This is a genomic window from Peribacillus sp. P4_D6, from assembly GCF_056401795.1.
Window position 1 is genome coordinate 25569 of the sequence record NZ_JBFUIQ010000002.1, and the last position, 17356, is coordinate 42924.

A 17356-nucleotide genomic window follows, 5' to 3' on the forward strand; every position below is an offset into this window, starting at 1 on the left:
GCAAGTCAGTTTAATAATAAAAGAATTTTTTATACCTTGGAAAATAGGTTGGATTTAGCCTTTTTTATTCAAGATGTTTTTGTGATAGGCGATTTGTAATGGTATCTTCTTGTGGGGAAGTTTGCCGTATATAAAAGGCCAGTATGAAAGCAATTATGGTCAAACCTGTTGCTATCATGAATGCATCATCCACTCCCATTACGCTGCCCTGTTTAATGGCCGTCGCCATTTGTGATGTATTATCCGGTGATATGTTCCTTTGAGATAAGATTTCCTGAACATGTTTCGTTCCTTGGTTTGTCATGATGGACACAAAGAATGCCATGCCAACAGCACCTGCCACCATTCTCAATGTATTGACCATTGCTGTGCCGTATTTATTTAGGCTAAGTGCCAATTCATTTAATCCGGCTGTGAAGATAGGCATCATCAGTATCGACATTCCGAACATTCTAATGGTATATACCCACACCACATAAGAATAAGACGTATCTGTTTGAAGCCGCGTTAAAAGATAGGTTGTAATGATAGTGATGGCAAGTCCGCTCACCGCAAGCCATCTCGCACCAAATCGATCAAACAGCTTACCTGTGATAGGGGACATGATCCCCATTAAAATCCCGCCAGGCAATAGCATGAGACCGGATTCCATCGGAGTGAACCCACGGATATTCTGCATATAGATCGGCATGATGATCATTCCAGAGAACATACCCATGGTTGCGATGATGTTGATGATTGTCGTTAAAGTGAACATCCGATACCGAAAAATTCTAAATTCCAAAATAGGATGTGATACAGTAAATTGCCTCCAGACAAATAAAATTAAACTGATTCCTCCAACAAGGAACATCGTCAGTACTTCGGGACTGCCCCAGCCCTTGGTACCGCCAGTAGCAAATCCATATAGAACCCCGCCGAATCCGATAGTGGATAGAATGACACCCAGCTTATCGAGTTTAGGCCGGCTGGTTTTCCCTACTTTTTTAATGATGAAAATGGCAAAGATGAAGTCAAGCAGGGCAAATGGGAAAATGATAAAAAACAGAACCCGCCAAGAATAGTTTTGGATAATCCATCCTGATAGCGTAGGTCCTACAGCAGGGGCAAAATTCATCGCGATACCAAATATGCCCATTGCGAAACCGCGTCTGTTAGGCGGAAATAAAGTGAAAATTACATTTGTGATCAACGGGAACAAAATCCCCGCACCTGCAGCTTGAACCACACGTCCGATCAATAAGACGGAGAAGCTGGGGGCAATTCCGCATAAAAAAGTTCCTAAGGCGAAGAGTCCCATCGAAGCTAGATATAATTGTCTTGTATTGAATCGTTCCATTAAGAAAGCGGTAATCGGGATGACAATCCCATTGACCAATAAGAAGATAGTAGTAAGCCAATTCGCTGTTGCAGCTGATATGTCAAAATGAGTCATTAATTGAGGCAATGCGATATTAATTAAAGTCTGATTTAAGAAAGCGACTAGAGCACCAGCCAGCATCACCGCAAACATGGGACCTGTACGTACTTTAGTGATGGCTGTTTTGTCGTGATTCATTATTATGGCACGTCCTTTCCGCTAGGATAGTACAAATTGTACTGCCTGCTATTTTTAAAAGTTTAGAAACTAATTCGTTTCACGAAGTATTAGTGTAAACCCACCTATATTTTCCGGTAAAATACAGCATTTAAGGAGATTCACCTCAATTACGGCTTTTTTGAGGTGTTTATTCTTTATTAACCACTCACTTGACAATATTTCAGGATACATTATCTCTTGGAAATCCCCCAGGTTAACATCCATTCTACAGGTATATCATATTTCAAACAATAATCACCAATATAATACTTACAATGTACCAGAGAAATTTGTGCACTAGGTATAATACTTTAACATTCTACCATTCGTATTCACTAAAAAATAGTTAATTAATGTTGAACAATAAAATCACGACTTTTCCGTATTTTGCGAATAATTATTTTTTTAATATTCAAAATAATTATTGCAATCAATGTACTGGTTAATTATAATACAAAGCATAACAAATAAAAAGTCATTATGAGGGGGTGAAATAATTGAATATTGCAGGGATGAATATAACTTTTAGGCATTTCCCTTTTCATTATTTTTTGGATTGCATGGACAACCTTGGGATTAATAGCATTGAGTTATGGGGTGGGGAGCCACATTTGTATGTTTATCGAAACATATTAGGAAATATAAGGAGTTTGAGAAGGGAAATTAAGTCTAGAAATATGAAAATCATTTGCTATACCCCAGAACAATGTATCTATCCTTATAACATTGCATCCTCGGATGCTCATTGGCGAAAAAAAAGCATGGAATATTTTATGGAAAATCTTTATGCCGCGCTGGAGTTAGACACAAACATGATGCTTATCACTTCTGGAATAGGGGACTTTTCTGTCTCACAAGAGGAATCATGGAAATATGCAAGTGACTCAATCTTTCAATTAACCAAAGTAGCTGAGATGGAAGGTTTGATTCTTGTTTTAGAGCCATTGACAAAGTATGAATCCAATCTGGTAATCGACTCAAAAGGGCTAAAGAAAATATTAGAGGAAATCCAATCTACTTCATTAAAAGGAATGATAGATACGGTTTCCATGCATCTGGCGGGTGAAACACCTGATGAGTACTATTCCTTCCTTCCCGAATTAGGCCATTTTCACCTAATGGACGGAGATGGTCAATCAGATGCACATTTGGCACTGGATGATGGGGGTTTAAATTGGAGGGAATACTTAACAAGCCTTCAAAGCCATCGTTACAAAGGAAGTTGTACTTTAGAGATTATGGGATCAAATTATTATCAAAATCCAAGAGATGCAATCAAGAAATCAATTGAAAAAGTTAGGGAATTGGGAATTTAATCATCTAATTTGGAGGAACTCTTTATGAGTAATGGCACACTTACACGAAAACTGGGTTTTTGGTCTGCTCTGGCTATTGCTGTTGGAACTACAATAGGGTCGGGTATTTTTGTCTCATCCGGTGATGTTGCAAAGGCTGCGGGTACTCCTTCCATTTCCATTCTAGCCTGGATAATAGGCGGGGTGATTGCCATTCCGCAAGTAATGGTGCTGGCGGAGTTATCGACAGCATACCCCCAAAATGGAAGCGGTTACGTATATTTGAATAAAGCTGGGTGGAGGCCTCTGGCATTTTTATATGGATGGGCCACTTTCTGGGCGCTGGATCCTCCATCCATATCGATTATGGCTTTAGCTATCGTTTCTTATTTAGCAACCTTTTTCCCATTTTTCTCTGGGGTCGCCGGGAAATTATTGGGTATTGCGATCATCCTGCTCATCACATCGATTCATTATCGAAGCGTGAAGGAAGGAGGTCTTTTCCAAGTCATTATCACGGCTATCAAGATCATTCCTTTCCTGATTGTCATTGTCTTGGGAATTATGTACATGAACCCTGATAACTTTGCTTATACACCAGGACCTGGTGCCCAAAATTCAAGTTTAATGGGTGGCGTATCCGCAACCACATGGGCATATACGGGAATGGCTGCGATTTGTTTCATGGCTGGGGAGTTCAAAAATCCAGGGAAAATACTTCCGCGGGCTCTTATTAGTTCGGTATTCATCGTGTTGGCTTTATATACACTGTTAGCCGTTTGTGTCATCGGTTTGATGCCGTTTGATGAATTAATCAACTCCAATGCGGCTGTTTCTGAAGCTGTAAAATATATTCCGGGATTATCTGATATTGCATCATCATTCGTGGCCATTACGGCGATTATTGTTATCTTGGGTTCGCTGAGTTCTTGCATAATGTTTCAGCCCCGCCTTGAGTACGCAATGGCAAAGGACGGACTATTCTTTCAACGTTTTGCAAGAGTTCATCCTAAATATGAAACTCCAAGTTTCTCTATCATCGTTCAGGTTGCGTATGCATGTATACTTGTGTGCTTCAGTAATTTAACTGTGTTACTTGGCTATTTCACACTGATTCAATTGGTAATTAACATCCTGGACTTTGCCGCTGTTTACAAATGCCGTAAAAGGGATGATTATAATCCAATCTATCGTATGCCAATGTGGAGGTTAACGACGGTTTTAGCTATTCTTGGAGCATCATGGCTGGCCTGGGGAACATTTACTTGGGCGCCTATTCAAGGAGTGATTGCAGCGCTGATCGTTATCGTAACAGGTCTGCCGGTATACTATTATTGGGAAAGGAAATATGGATCAAAGAAAAATAACGACAGCGATATCGTGGCTTAGCAGAATGATAAGGGAAGTTAGGCCTTCTTTTGATAAACCAAAAAAATTTTAAAATAAAACAATTGTGCAAATTATTATGTTTAGATATAATACAAGACATAACAAATAAACAGGGATAAGGGAGGAAGCTGTTAATGCTAAAGTTTGATGAGGAGTTATTTCTAAATCTTGTAGAAAAAGAGGGCCTTGCTTTTAGAGGCCAGATTGAAGAAATCGTAGATGGAATCACAAAAAGGGGCTACAGCAATATTTTCCTTATCGGTGCTGGCGGCACCATAGCCATGATGTATCCATATGAATACATTTTAAAATCAAATTCTACCATCGATGTCCATGCAGAAATTGCGGCTGAGTTCATGGTGATGAATCATAAGCATTTCAGCAAAGATTCAGTCTGCATTTTTACATCTGTATCAGGGACTACTCAAGAAACAGTTGCAGCGGCTGAATATTGTAAAGAAAAAGGCGCCACTACAATCGCTTTAGTTGCAGAGCCAAATACTCCGTTAACACAAATTGCGGATTACTGTATAACGACTGGTTCTGAAACGCACTCTTTTGATACTTTCTTTATGCTTTTGTACATGGTCGTCTTCCGTTTCATGCATAACAACAATGAATTCCCGCAATATGAACAATTCACGAAGGAGGTTTCTCTACTTCCGCGTGCAATTCTAGATGCCGTTAAATCTTTTGACAAAAAAGCAGAGGAATTCGCCATTACACATAAAGACACGGATTACCACATGATGGTCGGTTCTGGTAACCTCTGGGGAAACACTTATTCATATGCCATGTGCATTTTAGAGGAAATGCAATGGATCCAAGCGAAATCCATCCACGCTGCAGAGTTTTTCCATGGTACACTTGAACTTGTTGTTGAAGATACAAGTGTTATTTTATTAAAAGGGGAAGATGAAACTAGACCGCTGATGGACCGTGTAGAGAGATTTGTAGAAAAAATCTCAAAAAATATAACGGTTATTGATACCAAAAGCTTTGAAATGGAAGGCATCAGCGAAGAATTCAGAAAGCACTTTTCAGTTAGCATCAACTGGTCAGTATTAAGTCGAATCAGCGTATACCTTGAGCGTGAGAGAAATCATCCATTAACACTTAGAAGATACTATCGCCAAATGGAATATTAAGATAAGTGGAGCACTACTTAGTAGTGCTCTTAAGTTTAAAGAAAGCGGGGGAAAATGATGAGAACGGTTACAGTCGGAGATAACTGTATGGATGTTTATCAAAAGAGCGGGGAGGTCTATCCTGGCGGTAATCCTTTAAATGTGGCTGTCTATTTAAGAGGGTTAGGTGCTGAATCTGCTTATATCGGCTGGGTGGGCTCCGATCAATACAGTGAAAAAATGGTTAAAGCGATACAGGAAAAAGGTGTTGATATTTCTCATCTTTCGCGGAAAGAAGGAAAAACAGCTGTTACCTTTGTTGAAATGGTAGGAAATGACCGCAGGTTTGGAGAATACGATGAAGGTGTCATGAAACATTTCCGCTTAACGACGGAAGAACTCCATTACATTCAAACATACCAGCTCATACATTCAGGGATTTGGGGACATGCGGATAAGTACTATTCCTTATTTAAAGAAAATGGAATGCTCACGTCTTTTGATTTCTCAGATCAGCTAGATCACGATCTCGTGAAGACTTTACCGAAGTTTGTTGATTATCCATTTTTCTCTTATACGAAGGATGATGCTTTTATCCGCCAATTTTTAAAAGATGTAAAAAATCAAGGATCTAAAATTGCGGTCGCCACTTTAGGAGAAAATGGTTCACTTGCCTATGACGGCATTCAATTTTATCAATGCGGTCCCGTTAAAGCGAATGTGGTGGATACAATGGGTGCGGGGGATTCCTTCATTTCCGGTTTTATTTATGGATTATTGAAAGGGCAATCTATCGAAAATTGCTTAGAATTGGGTACAGAGTCTGCTGCGAAAACCATTAGCTATTTCGGTGCGTGGTGACTGGGACTGTAAATCATGTATAATAGGTAGTAAATAATAAATTTTGACGGATAAGGATGAATCTAATATGAATTTAAATCCTTCAACCCCCCAGCCACTATATATGCAAATAAGGCAAATGTTGAAGAATGATATTCAGAACGGTAAATACAAACCAGATGAACAAATCCCAACCGAAGCAGAGCTTTGTGAAACTTATAACGTTAGCCGCATCACCATTCGAAAAGCAATCGAGGAATTGGTTAAGGAAGGAACACTGACACGTATTCCGCGCAGGGGTACCTTTGTTGCATCTAATAAGTTTCATAATGAGTTGTTATCCATAAGTGGATTCTCAGAGTTTAGTCATCAGCTTGGGAAGATACCGAATTCCCGGATCTTAAGAAGTGAGGTCATAGCAGCACCAAAAGATGTTGCAGGTCATCTCCTCATTGAAGAAGGAAGCCCCGTTCTCGAACTGGAGCGACTCATGTATGTAGATGAGCGTCCGCTTTTCTACGATACCGCTCATTATTCGTTACTTCGTTTTCCGGATTTGGAAAAGAAGATTGCAAGGGATGAATCAACTTATAAGATCCTATTGGAAGATTACCATACCGAAATAGTCAGTAACGATAAAATTATAGACGTGATTGGTGCTACAAAAATCCATGCTAAATATTTAGAATGCGATATTGGCGCAAATTTATTTAGAATAGTGAAGATTGCTTTCGATGCAAACGACCAGCCTGTGCACCTCTCAACGTTCATGTGTGAAACCAACAAGGTCAATCTGACTGTTCATCGGGCAAAATAGGTCATGCCATTAATTTGGCATGACCTATTTAAACATCTAGTTTTGATTTTCCTCCTCCAAACTTTCTTCTTTGATCATCGCATTTAAAATATCCTTACAATTAAAACATAAGATATTCTTGTTATCTAAGAGAATACCGTTCAGAAAACCAGCCGTACAATACACATCATGTGCACAGCGAACACAAGAGCCAACTAGTTCATCCATCGATACATCCCCCTATTCAGGAAATGGTATATATTTTGGTGTTCTATTTTGTATAAAGGTAAAGACCAAAATCTTGCATAACGGAAGTGTGCCCCATTTGTCGTAACATGGTAGCTATATTGCCACGATGATATGATCCGTGAGTGACAATGTGTAATACCGATTCGGAAATGGTAGTTTCAAGCGACCCAGCATACGGGTTATCCACAACCATTTTCTTTTCCATATCCTCTGTACTCAGAAGTGCTTTGTTTCTTTCGTACAAGTCTATAAATATTTTTTTCATTTCCTCAATACTTTTCTTTTCCACCTCTTCTTTTAATTCACTAGAAGATGCCATTGCTTCATCCATACTTATACCAGAGATAATATCAAACCACGTGTAATCTGTCAGATAAATGTGAGACAACACTTTTGATACCGACGAAAAACCACGCTGAATTTCCTTATGGTAAATGTGTTCTGGAAGTTCATTTAACCGATCGATGATGACTCCATTTGCCCATGCGTGATAGTTATACATTTCTAATACTGGCTCGAGGTGATTCATTAAAAAACCTCCATATACACTAGTTTTTTCGTATTGGACAATTTATGCAGTAAAAACAAAGTATTCAGGTTTATTCAATACAGCATATTCATTAATATGCTGTTCTATAATTTATATAACAATTCCTCCTTATGATTCTTCGGGTATATGTGCTCCTCAAATGTAATATATATATAAATAAGAGGTTTTGAGATAATACGAGCTACGAACATTCGGGTTATAAATGAATAGATAGTGGAGCATCACATATAGGCTTTTTTTCTTGCAGGAAAATAGCACCCAATATCGAACTGATAGTAAAGGAGATGGTAATATGAATCTGAGGATCAAATATAGGCTTTATATCCATGTAGACGGAAAACTTATTCCAGAACAGTATGACCGATACGAGATACTAAACGTCAGAGAAGGTATAGATCCCAATGATACTAAGGATTACCAAGTGCTTATTAAAAAATTGAGTAAGTCGATTAATCGGCCTTTAAATGAATTTGAAATAAAAAACTATGAAACAATGTAATTGCATCCCCTCTGGAGGGAAACGATTATTTCGTTTTCGAATTTATTCTCCTTCATTACAACCAAATTCTTAACGTTTAAAAGTGTAAATAAGAGAACCGTTTATAACCTGTAGCTTGCTAAATGATCCTCCTCCTTATGATAAATGTTAAAATATAAGGAGAGAGGAGATTTATGATCATGCACATATTTATTAGGTGAAAAATGGTTATAAATAATCAAGCAAAATCTTTGTCTTCATTGCAGAACCTCCGTGATCTTTCAATTTTTCTAACCTTTATCAGTAGATATCTGCGCGCCGTCGGAAGAGTCTTTAAAACGGATTACCTGGGTCTATAACTAGAATCTTATAAAAGCTTATTAAAATCCATTTTTCATTATTTAATGATAAATGGATTTTTTGTTTTTTTTTTGGAAATGCGAACAAAATGATTTTTGAACCAATCGGCTTATCTGGATCTAACAAAAAGTACATACTAATGCCGATGTTGCCAAAGGATTAGTTTGTTTTGACCAGTGACTAATCTCTTGAGGCATAATAAAAAATCACTTGAAAATTAGAAGATGTACCTTTAGCATATATGCCTGGGAATGCAACCCGTATTCGTGTGAAAGCCGCTGGTGATTTAGCCCAGTCTGAAATGAATGAAATGGTGTAGTCTAGGCAGGGGGGAAGGAGCTTTTCATTGTGCGGAGGAAGCTTCCCTTTAGTTAAATAAGTGGAAAAAGAAAAGCGCTAAGGGTAGTGGAATTGACGAAAAATATGACGCATATTTATTTCTTCCTCTCTTGAATTTTTACAATAATGGGAAAAAAGGTGCTTCCTCTGCTAATGCACTAGGTATAGTGCTCGGAACAGTAATTGGGCTTTTGAAAGAAGATTTCCAGATCATATGAAATAAACTGTGATGGTTACAATTGGTGTGGCTATTATAGTTCATAGTCTCGACATGGCTTTGAAGTGTAACGACTTTTATATTGTAATTGTCAGTTTAGTAGTGTGCGCTATAATTGGGGGAATGGATGAGGTATAAAAATTCCGCCCAGACCAATTATTATATATAGCCAAACATTGATAATAATAAGATCTATGTAAAACTCTCTGTATCAAGAGAGTTTTTTTTCATGAAAATTTATTTAGCTAATATGGATTTTTGTTAACGGCGAGCTAAAAAGAAGGGGAAAAGGATTAATGAAAAATTTTTCACATTCTCTTTTATAGACTTGCCTTTCCTTGGTCCTGTTTGCGGACTGTTGTTAATGCTTATGAAGATAAAAGCTGATGAGTTGGAGAAATAAAGAGCAGGTTTACAAAATCTTAACATTTGGTTTATGTGGGATTAATGTTTTCTGATTATGATTAAACCGTAATAAACAGTAATGAACATTAAAGATTCCACACTAAATGGAGGCACTTTTTATGAATCGCACATTCAAGAAGAATTGTTACAAGTCTATTCAAGCTTTGATGTTAGGGGTGAGTGTACTGGGATTAGCTGCTTGTGGAGCTACTAATGAGGAGGCTGCTCCAGTGGTTAAGGATCCAAGTTCGTTAACCTTGAAAGAAATTGAAACAAAGGCAAAAGTAGAGGGGACTATTAATAGTGTAGGTATGCCTGATTCATGGGCTAACTGGGGAGAAACTTGGAATGAAGTGATGAAAAAATATACATTGGAACACAATGATACAGATTTGTCCAGTGCCGAAGAGATTGCCAAAATGGAATCTGAAGGAGAGAATGCAACAGCCGATATCGGCGATGTAGGGATTTCCTTTGGGCCAATCGCGGAACAAAAAGAATTAACGATGCCATATAAAACTTCCTATTGGGACGGGGTACCTGAGTGGGCAAAAGATGACAATGGAGATTGGGTTGTTGGCTATCAAGGAACGATTGCATTCTTTACTAATAAAGAATTAGTAGATAACCCGCCTAAATCTTGGGATGACATATTAAGAGGGGATTATAAAGTAACAGTGGGAGATGTTCAGCGTGGTACACAGAATCAAATGGCCGTACTTGCTGCCGCTATCGCTAACGGCGGTGATGAAACAAATCTCCAACCAGGAATTGACTTTTTTGCTAAGCTTGCCAAGCAAGGCCGCCTTAGTTTAACTGATGCCAAGCCGGCTAACATCGAAAAAGGGGAAGTGGAAGTTGCCCTTGTTTGGGATTTCAATGCTCTTGGTTACGCTGACCAAATTAACCGCAATCAATTTGAAGTGACCATTCCAACTGAAGGTTCAGTCGTAAGCGGCTACGCAACCATTATTAACAAATTTGCAAAGCATCCGCATGCGGCGATGGCAGCTAGAGAATATATCTTAAGCGATGAAGGACAAATTAATTTAGCTAAAGGATTTGCCCGTCCAATTCGCGATGTAGAACTTCCGAAAGAAGTAGCTGAAAAAATGGTTCCAGAAGAACAGTACAAAAATGCAAAACCAATTGAAGATTACAAAGCTTGGGAAGAAACGGCTAAAAATTTACCTCAGATTTGGCAAGAAGAGGTGTTAGTCCATGTCAAATAAAGTAATAGCAATTGTTGTTGATGGTATGAGATACGATAAAGCATGCGAAGCGCTGGGATTTATTCAGCATTTAGTCGAAACGAATCAAGCGTCACTTTACAAAGTTAAGTCGGAGCTTCCAAGTCTTTCCCGTCCATTATATGAAGTGTTGTTAACAGGTACGCCGGCTTCAATGAATGGGATCACGTCCAATCAAGCCGTTCGTTTATCTACTGAGAAAAGTCTCTTTCATCTTACGAAAGAAAACGGGTTAAGAAACGGAACAGTGTCCTATTACTGGGTAAGCGAACTTTATAATCGTACGCCATTCCATTTTATTGAAGACCGTGAGCAAGAAGATGAATCCAATCCAATTCAATATGGAAAATTTTATTGGGACGATGACTATCCAGATAGCCATGTATTAATGGATGCAGAAGCTTTACGCAGAAAGTATGACCCTCACTTTTTATATATTCACCCGCTCGGTGTAGATGTAAAAGGAGAAATTTTTGGCTCGGAATCAAAAGAATATCGTGAGCAAATCCTAAAAATGGGAAGCTTGTTGGCACAACTATTGCCAATTTGGATCAAAGAAGGTTATCACATATTAATTACATCGGATCATGGCATGAGTGAATATGGCAACCATGGCGGCATAACTGATGATGAACGTGATGTACCGCTCTTTATCATTAGTCCAAAAGTTGAGCCTGGCATTTATGGTGAAGTGGTTCCGCAATTAGCTTTTGCACCGCTCGTTTGTGAACTATTAAATATTGAGCCGTCCGATAAAATGATTTCATATCAATTTCCAGGTCTGAAAGGAAAAGTCACCCTGTAAAAACATTAAATGATGATTCAAGATTGACTGGAATTGGTTTAACGAATGTACTGTTAGACCAATTCCCAAATTGTTAGAGAACATAGAGGAGCGAGAAGTCTTGCGAAAAATAAAAAAACAAAAAATTTACTTATTAGCTCTTTTACTGCCATTTATTATGTTTGTGCTTGGATTTGAGATAGGACCATTAGTGGCAATGATTAAAAATAGTTTTTATGCAGATGATGGAATTCAAGTTACGATTGATCAATACTTAACCATATTCAAAAGTGAATTTTACTTACAAGCCATTAAAAATAGCCTGGTCATTTCCTTGTTCTCTGCTATAACTTCTGTGATTGTAGCAGTCATTGCAGCCTATTCGTTTACAAAGTTCTCTCAAAAAATACAAAACCGACTACTGATGGTTACCAATATGACGTCGAACTTTGAAGGGATTCCCCTTTCATTTTCATATATTATCTTACTTGGAAACAATGGGTTGTTTACGTTGCTATTTGCCAAGATTGGTTGGGACCTGTTTGCAGATTTTAATTTATACTCCTGGACAGGCCTCATTCTTGTTTATATTTATTTTCAAATTCCGCTTGCCATTATGCTCATTTACCCGTCTTATCAAGGAATTAGGCAACAATGGAAAGAAGCATCTTCATTATTAGGAGGGTCAACATTTTCATTTTGGCTTCGGATTGGGGTTCCAGTTCTTTTACCTAGCATTGTAGGTACATTCAGTATTTTGTTTGCTAATGCGATGGGAGCCTACGCAACAGCCTATGCATTGGTCGGCAGCAACTATAACATATTGTCATTGCAAATTGCTTCTCTAGTTGCTAGTGATGTTGCATTAAAGCCGCAGCTAGGTAGTGCGTTGGGAGTCCTTCTAGCAACGACCATGATAGGGGCGATGTGGTTCAATGAAAGAATGATGCGTAGAGTTAGGAGGGATTTACGATGAAGTCTTCATTGACATTTCATAAATTGTTTGTTGGATTACTAGTTATATATTTATTAATTCCGCTTGTAGGAACACTTTTATTCTCGATTGCTGGTAAATGGGATCATACCATTTTACCTGAGAGTTATACAATGAAATGGTATATTGAATTGTTTCAAGATGAACGGTTTTACGATGCTTTCCGACGAACACTGTTTTTAATTGTCATGTCTGTAGGTCTTAGTGTTGTTATAATGCTTCCGACAATTTTTATTATCACGGTATATTTCAGTAAATGGGAAGGATTGCTCCAAGCCGCAGCCATGCTTCCTTATGGGGTTCCTCCCATTGTTGGAGCCGTTGGATTAATCAAGCTTTATTCTGCTGGACCGATTCAAATTGCCGGAACACCTTGGATTTTAATTGGTGCTTATTTCATAACCATTCTACCATTTATGTATCAAGGAATTCGTAACAGCCTTCGTACGCTTAATGCTGTACAACTTGTTGATGCAGCTGAATTACTCGGTGCCACAAAATTCCAAGCCTTTCGTACGGTGGTGTTTCCAAATATTATATCTGGAATTTTAGTGTCTACCCTATTATCTGTCTCTCTTTTATTTAGTGAGTTTGCTTTTGCCAATTTGCTTGTCGGGGGCCGATTCGAAACCCTTCAAATTTATCTATCCGACAAACTAAACAGCAGTGGTCACTTAACAAGTGCAATTGTTATAACCTATTATTCAATGATTTTACTTTTAACGGGGACTGTATTAAAGCTTACGTTTAGCAACAAAAGAAATCCTGTCGGGTCAAAATAAGAAGCGAATTCCTTCATTTTTTTAAGAAAAATACCGTAATAAAATACTACTTTAGAAGGTGAAAACTAATGAGCTATGTAACCATCGAACAAGTGACTAAGGGATATGACAATCAATTAGTTTTAAATAACATTTCTTTAACATTAAAAAAAGGTGAATTTGCTACACTTCTAGGGCAAAGCGGGTGCGGAAAAAGTACATTATTACGTTCCATTGCGGGACTTGAAGACGTTGATATAGGAAGAATCTTAATTGATGGAAAAGATATTACTGATTTATCACCGCGTCAGCGTGAAGTCGGTATGGTGTTTCAGTCTTATGCGCTTTTCCCGAATATGAATGTTTTTGATAATATCGCTTACGGCCTTAAAATGAAAAAGGTGAAAAATCTTAAGTCAAAAGTGAAAAATATGATTGATATGGTTGATTTAATAGGAAAAGAAGAGTCTTATCCTCATCAATTATCTGGTGGACAACAGCAGAGGGTTGCTCTTGCCCGTGCGCTTGTCATGGAGCCAAAAGTACTGCTTCTGGATGAGCCGTTAAGCGCATTAGATGCTAAAATTAGAAAAAGTTTGCAAAAAGAATTAAAGAGAATACAGAAAGAATTAGATATCACAACTATTTTTGTTACACATGATCAGGAAGAAGCAATGACGATGTCTGATCGGATTTTTGTCATGAATAAAGGACAAGTTGTACAATCCGGTTCTCCTTCAGAAATTTATACTTCTCCAGTCAATACATTTGTTGCAAAATTTATCGGGAATTATAATGTCTGTAATATGGAAGTTTTCCGAAAACTTGTTCGCGCCACAGAATTAAAAGGGAATGAAGTTGCCATTCGTCCAGAAGTTTTACAATTAGTTTCTGTTGGTGAAGACAGGTTGGACTCACAAGGGAACTGGGGAATTAAAGGATTTATTAAAGATGTTTCCATGGCTGGTAATGTTTTGAGATATGAAGTAGAAACAGAGGAGTGCGCTTTTCATGTAGACTATCTTCACCACCGTGGGGAAATGTTTGAGCAAGGAGCACGCGTTCAAATTCTTGTACCGAAGAAAGAATGCATTATGTTATAAAGTATTGATGATCTAGGGGGAGAAATATGTCTGTTTTGCCTGAAGAAAGAAAGAATGAAATTTTAAAAGAACTTAACAAAATGGGAAAAGTAAAAGTTATAGAATTAGTTGATCAATTTAATGTTTCAGAGGAAACGATTCGACGCGATTTGATGATATTAGAGGAAAAAGGACTGTTAAAGAGGGTTTACGGTGGAGCGATTAAAACAGTCTTTGAATTTGAGGAGCCTCCATTTACACAGCGTACAACGGTGAATCAAGAAGCAAAAATCAAGGTTGGGAAAAAAGCGGTGGAACTCATTTCCAACGGAGATGTGATTGCCATTGATGTAGGTACAACCATGCTTGAATTTGCCCAGTGTATTGAAAATAAAAAAGACATTACGATTTTAACCAATTCTCTTCCTGTGTCGTCTGTGTTGACCGAATTGCTCAATCAAAATAAGTTTACAGGACAAATTCTATTACTGGGAGGACAAATTGATCCAAAGCATCAATCCATATGCGGGGGTCTCACTGAACAAATGTTAAATCAATTTAATATCGATAAAGCGTTCATTTCAGCTGGTGGTGTTTCCATTCAAAGTGGTGTTAGTAATTATCATTTACGTGAAACATTAGTTTCACGAAAAATGGTCGAGGTATCAAAGCAAGTCATATTGCTAACGGATTACTCTAAAATTGGTGTTGACACCTTTTGTAAAGTTTGTCCTCTAGAAAAAGTAGATGTGATTGTCTGCGAGCAGCCATTTCCAGAGGAATGGAGAAATGATTCCAAATTAGAGGAAGTCAATTGGATTCAAGCATAGCCCATAAAAGAGATGGAAGAGGAGTACTCTCTTTTTTTGATAGCAGCAAAAAAAAGCTAGAAAGAAAATTTAATAGATAGAATGAAAAGGAGCTATATAGCATGAGTTTCATTGCGATAGACTTAGACGGAACATTATTAAACGACCAGAATGAAATTAGTGAAGAAAATATAAAGGCGATTCAATATGCCCAAAATAGAGGCTTTGAAGTAGTTATTTCAACAGGACGGGCTTATTTTGACGTTCAAACAATATGTGAAAAAGCCGGGATATCCCCATTTGTAATCGGGACAAATGGAGCAACCATTCATTCAAAAAGCGCAAAGTGCATTTCTTCCATTACGATAACTAAAGATCGTGTTGAATCCATTCTCCAATGGTTAGATGAACGGAATTATTATTACGAAGTGTTCACTGATAAAGCCATCTATACTCTTAAAAAAGGAAGAGAACATTTCCATAACGAGATTAAAAGTTTGAAAAGCGCAGATTTGAATCCAGATATGAAAGAATTAGTTGAAATAGCGGAAAGGCAATTTGACCAGTTTGGATATGTTTTAGTTGAAAACTATCATGATATCTTAAAACAGGAGGAAGAATTCTATAACATTTTAGCATGTTCTTTTGATGAAAATAAATTAGAGGAAGCCTGGAACCAATTCAAAAAGTTTGATGAGTTGATGGTCGTTTCATCTGCTGATCATAACATTGAGATTACCAGTAAAAAAGCTTCAAAAGGAATAGCCCTTGAAAAATTGGCTTTCTTGATGAATGGCTCATTAGATACGGCTATGGCAATCGGGGACAGCAACAATGATTTATCCATGTTCCAGAAAGTTGGATACAGCGTAGCGATGGGAAATGCAAAAGATGTCATAAAAACTGTTTGCACAACGACAACCCTTAATAATGATGAAAATGGGGTAGCTTATGCGATTTATCGATATATGGAGAACTTCGTGGTTCAAAAATAAGTGTCAATGCCAAAGGAGAGAGCGATAAAATGGCATGGATATATATCATAATGGCAGGACTTTTGGAAATTGTCTGGGTGATTGGTCTTAAACATTCATACGGATTCACCAAAATTATACCTAGTATATTTACGGTAGTTATTATAATCTTTAGTTTCTTTTTACTTTCAAAAGCTTTACATTCAATACCATTAGGAACTGGTTACGCCATTTTCACTGGATTGGGAACGGTTGGAACTGTAGTAATTGGGATGCTTTTTTGGGGTGAGACCATTGATCCACTGAAAGTATTTTTTATGGCTTTAATGATATTAGGGATTATTGGAATAAAAGTCAATCCAGCAGAGCCTAAACATTAAAGGAAAAGAACTGATATACAAGGTTAGGGGATGATTCAATGGCTTGGTTTTTTCTTATTATTGCCGGATTTGCCGAGATTGGTAGTGTTATTAGCCTGAAGCGTGCAGACGGCTTTAAAAAATTGCTCCCCTCTGTAGCGTGTCTTTTTTTGGGTAGTTTAAGCTTTTATTTTCTATCCTTGTCATTAACTTCACTTCCAGTGGGTACTGCCTATGCAATATGGACCAGTATCGGCTCAGTTGGAAGTGTTTTAGCAGGAATGATCTTCTTTAATGAACCTAGAAGTTTAAGATTAAACCTATTCATTATTTGTATCATTGTAGGCGCTATAGGTATTAAAATGACTTCTGGACATTAATCGAAAAAGACTTTTAATTTAAGGAGCTAATTGATGATTCCCGTATGGTGCGGGAGGCATTCTATTTAGGCTCAATTGGTCGAATTGTATTCATCTATATATTATTCAATTAATTAGTGTAACTCATCAAAATTAATCAAAATGGTATGTTAAGCGGACCGGTAGAAAAAAGTGGCACAGCAGTTTCTATAGCCTGCTTAGTTGGATATGCCCCATCTATGTCTGGGTTTATTCTACACGGAAGCATGTTCGACCGATCACCAGGAATAGAAGGCAAAAGACTTGTCTTTTGACAATGATTGCGTTCGGTGTCAAAGGTTTTATTATAAGCAGCTTAGT

At 37.7% G+C, this 17356-nt stretch carries 18 protein-coding genes; 15 read left to right on the forward strand and 3 right to left on the reverse strand.

Annotated features, from left to right (window positions below):
• Positions 1-64: 64 nt before the first annotated feature.
• Complete coding sequence (locus AC1DVB_RS01885) at positions 65-1558, reverse strand: DHA2 family efflux MFS transporter permease subunit (protein ID WP_477587927.1); 1494 nt, start codon at positions 1556-1558, stop codon at positions 65-67.
• 518 nt (positions 1559-2076) lie between these two features.
• Between AC1DVB_RS01885 and AC1DVB_RS01890 the strand changes: the two genes are divergently transcribed.
• From AC1DVB_RS01890 to AC1DVB_RS01910, 5 genes are all read left to right on the forward strand, one after another.
• Positions 2077-2895, forward strand: a complete 819-nt coding sequence (locus tag AC1DVB_RS01890; RefSeq protein WP_477587929.1) for a TIM barrel protein — start codon at positions 2077-2079, stop codon at positions 2893-2895.
• Positions 2896-2919: 24 nt separating this feature from the next.
• Positions 2920-4263 carry an amino acid permease gene (locus AC1DVB_RS01895; RefSeq protein ID WP_400449747.1) on the forward strand — a complete coding sequence of 448 codons (1344 nt, stop codon included), beginning with the start codon at positions 2920-2922 and terminating at the stop codon, positions 4261-4263.
• Between the two features lie 134 nt (positions 4264-4397).
• Positions 4398-5411, forward strand: a complete 1014-nt coding sequence (locus AC1DVB_RS01900) for an SIS domain-containing protein (protein ID WP_057276224.1) — start codon at positions 4398-4400, stop codon at positions 5409-5411.
• Positions 5412-5468: 57 nt separating this feature from the next.
• Positions 5469-6251: a fructoselysine 6-kinase gene (gene frlD, locus AC1DVB_RS01905; protein WP_477587932.1), complete on the forward strand. Its 783-nt coding sequence runs from the start codon at positions 5469-5471 to the stop codon at positions 6249-6251.
• A 67-nt stretch (positions 6252-6318) separates the two neighbouring features.
• Entirely contained in the window at positions 6319-7047 is a 729-nt protein-coding gene (locus AC1DVB_RS01910; protein WP_048678490.1) for a GntR family transcriptional regulator, read from the forward strand.
• A 36-nt stretch (positions 7048-7083) separates the two neighbouring features.
• Here AC1DVB_RS01910 and AC1DVB_RS01915 read toward each other — a convergent pair whose 3' ends face one another.
• Both AC1DVB_RS01915 and AC1DVB_RS01920 read right to left on the reverse strand, forming a co-directional pair.
• On the reverse strand, positions 7084-7254 hold the full coding sequence (locus AC1DVB_RS01915; protein ID WP_170946962.1) for a hypothetical protein: 171 nt from the start codon (positions 7252-7254) through the stop codon (positions 7084-7086).
• Positions 7255-7297: 43 nt separating this feature from the next.
• On the reverse strand, positions 7298-7804 hold the full coding sequence (locus tag AC1DVB_RS01920) for a DinB family protein (RefSeq protein WP_477587935.1): 507 nt from the start codon (positions 7802-7804) through the stop codon (positions 7298-7300).
• A 313-nt stretch (positions 7805-8117) separates the two neighbouring features.
• On the opposite strand from AC1DVB_RS01920, the gene AC1DVB_RS01925 reads away from it, so the two are divergent.
• The 10 genes from AC1DVB_RS01925 to AC1DVB_RS01970 all read left to right on the forward strand — a co-directional run bounded on the left by AC1DVB_RS01925 (position 8118) and on the right by AC1DVB_RS01970 (position 17017).
• Complete coding sequence (locus tag AC1DVB_RS01925) at positions 8118-8324, forward strand: hypothetical protein (protein WP_477587937.1); 207 nt, start codon at positions 8118-8120, stop codon at positions 8322-8324.
• A gap of 1419 nt (positions 8325-9743) precedes the next feature.
• On the forward strand, positions 9744-10856 hold the full coding sequence (locus tag AC1DVB_RS01930; RefSeq protein WP_477587939.1) for an ABC transporter substrate-binding protein: 1113 nt from the start codon (positions 9744-9746) through the stop codon (positions 10854-10856).
• The gene (locus AC1DVB_RS01935; protein WP_477587941.1) at positions 10846-11679 is read left to right on the forward strand and encodes an alkaline phosphatase family protein; all 834 of its coding nucleotides are present in this window, start codon (positions 10846-10848) and stop codon (positions 11677-11679) included. The genes AC1DVB_RS01930 and AC1DVB_RS01935 overlap by 11 nt, the downstream gene beginning before the upstream one ends.
• Positions 11680-11779: 100 nt before the next feature.
• On the forward strand, positions 11780-12634 hold the full coding sequence (locus tag AC1DVB_RS01940; protein ID WP_187049156.1) for an ABC transporter permease: 855 nt from the start codon (positions 11780-11782) through the stop codon (positions 12632-12634).
• Positions 12631-13434, forward strand: a complete 804-nt coding sequence (locus tag AC1DVB_RS01945; RefSeq protein WP_063576768.1) for an ABC transporter permease — start codon at positions 12631-12633, stop codon at positions 13432-13434. The genes AC1DVB_RS01940 and AC1DVB_RS01945 overlap by 4 nt, the downstream gene beginning before the upstream one ends.
• Positions 13435-13502: 68 nt before the next feature.
• Positions 13503-14516, forward strand: coding sequence for an ABC transporter ATP-binding protein (locus AC1DVB_RS01950; protein WP_477587944.1), 1014 nt, complete (start codon positions 13503-13505; stop codon positions 14514-14516).
• 26 nt (positions 14517-14542) lie between these two features.
• The gene (locus tag AC1DVB_RS01955; RefSeq protein WP_034313142.1) at positions 14543-15325 is read left to right on the forward strand and encodes a DeoR/GlpR family DNA-binding transcription regulator; all 783 of its coding nucleotides are present in this window, start codon (positions 14543-14545) and stop codon (positions 15323-15325) included.
• Positions 15326-15426: 101 nt separating this feature from the next.
• Positions 15427-16299, forward strand: a complete 873-nt coding sequence (locus tag AC1DVB_RS01960; RefSeq protein WP_191930285.1) for a Cof-type HAD-IIB family hydrolase — start codon at positions 15427-15429, stop codon at positions 16297-16299.
• A gap of 29 nt (positions 16300-16328) precedes the next feature.
• Positions 16329-16658: a DMT family transporter gene (locus tag AC1DVB_RS01965; protein WP_034313138.1), complete on the forward strand. Its 330-nt coding sequence runs from the start codon at positions 16329-16331 to the stop codon at positions 16656-16658.
• 38 nt (positions 16659-16696) lie between these two features.
• Positions 16697-17017 (forward strand): DMT family transporter, encoded by a 321-nt coding sequence (locus tag AC1DVB_RS01970; RefSeq protein WP_034313134.1) that lies wholly within the window; start codon positions 16697-16699, stop codon positions 17015-17017.
• The last annotated feature ends 339 nt before the right edge of the window (positions 17018-17356 follow it).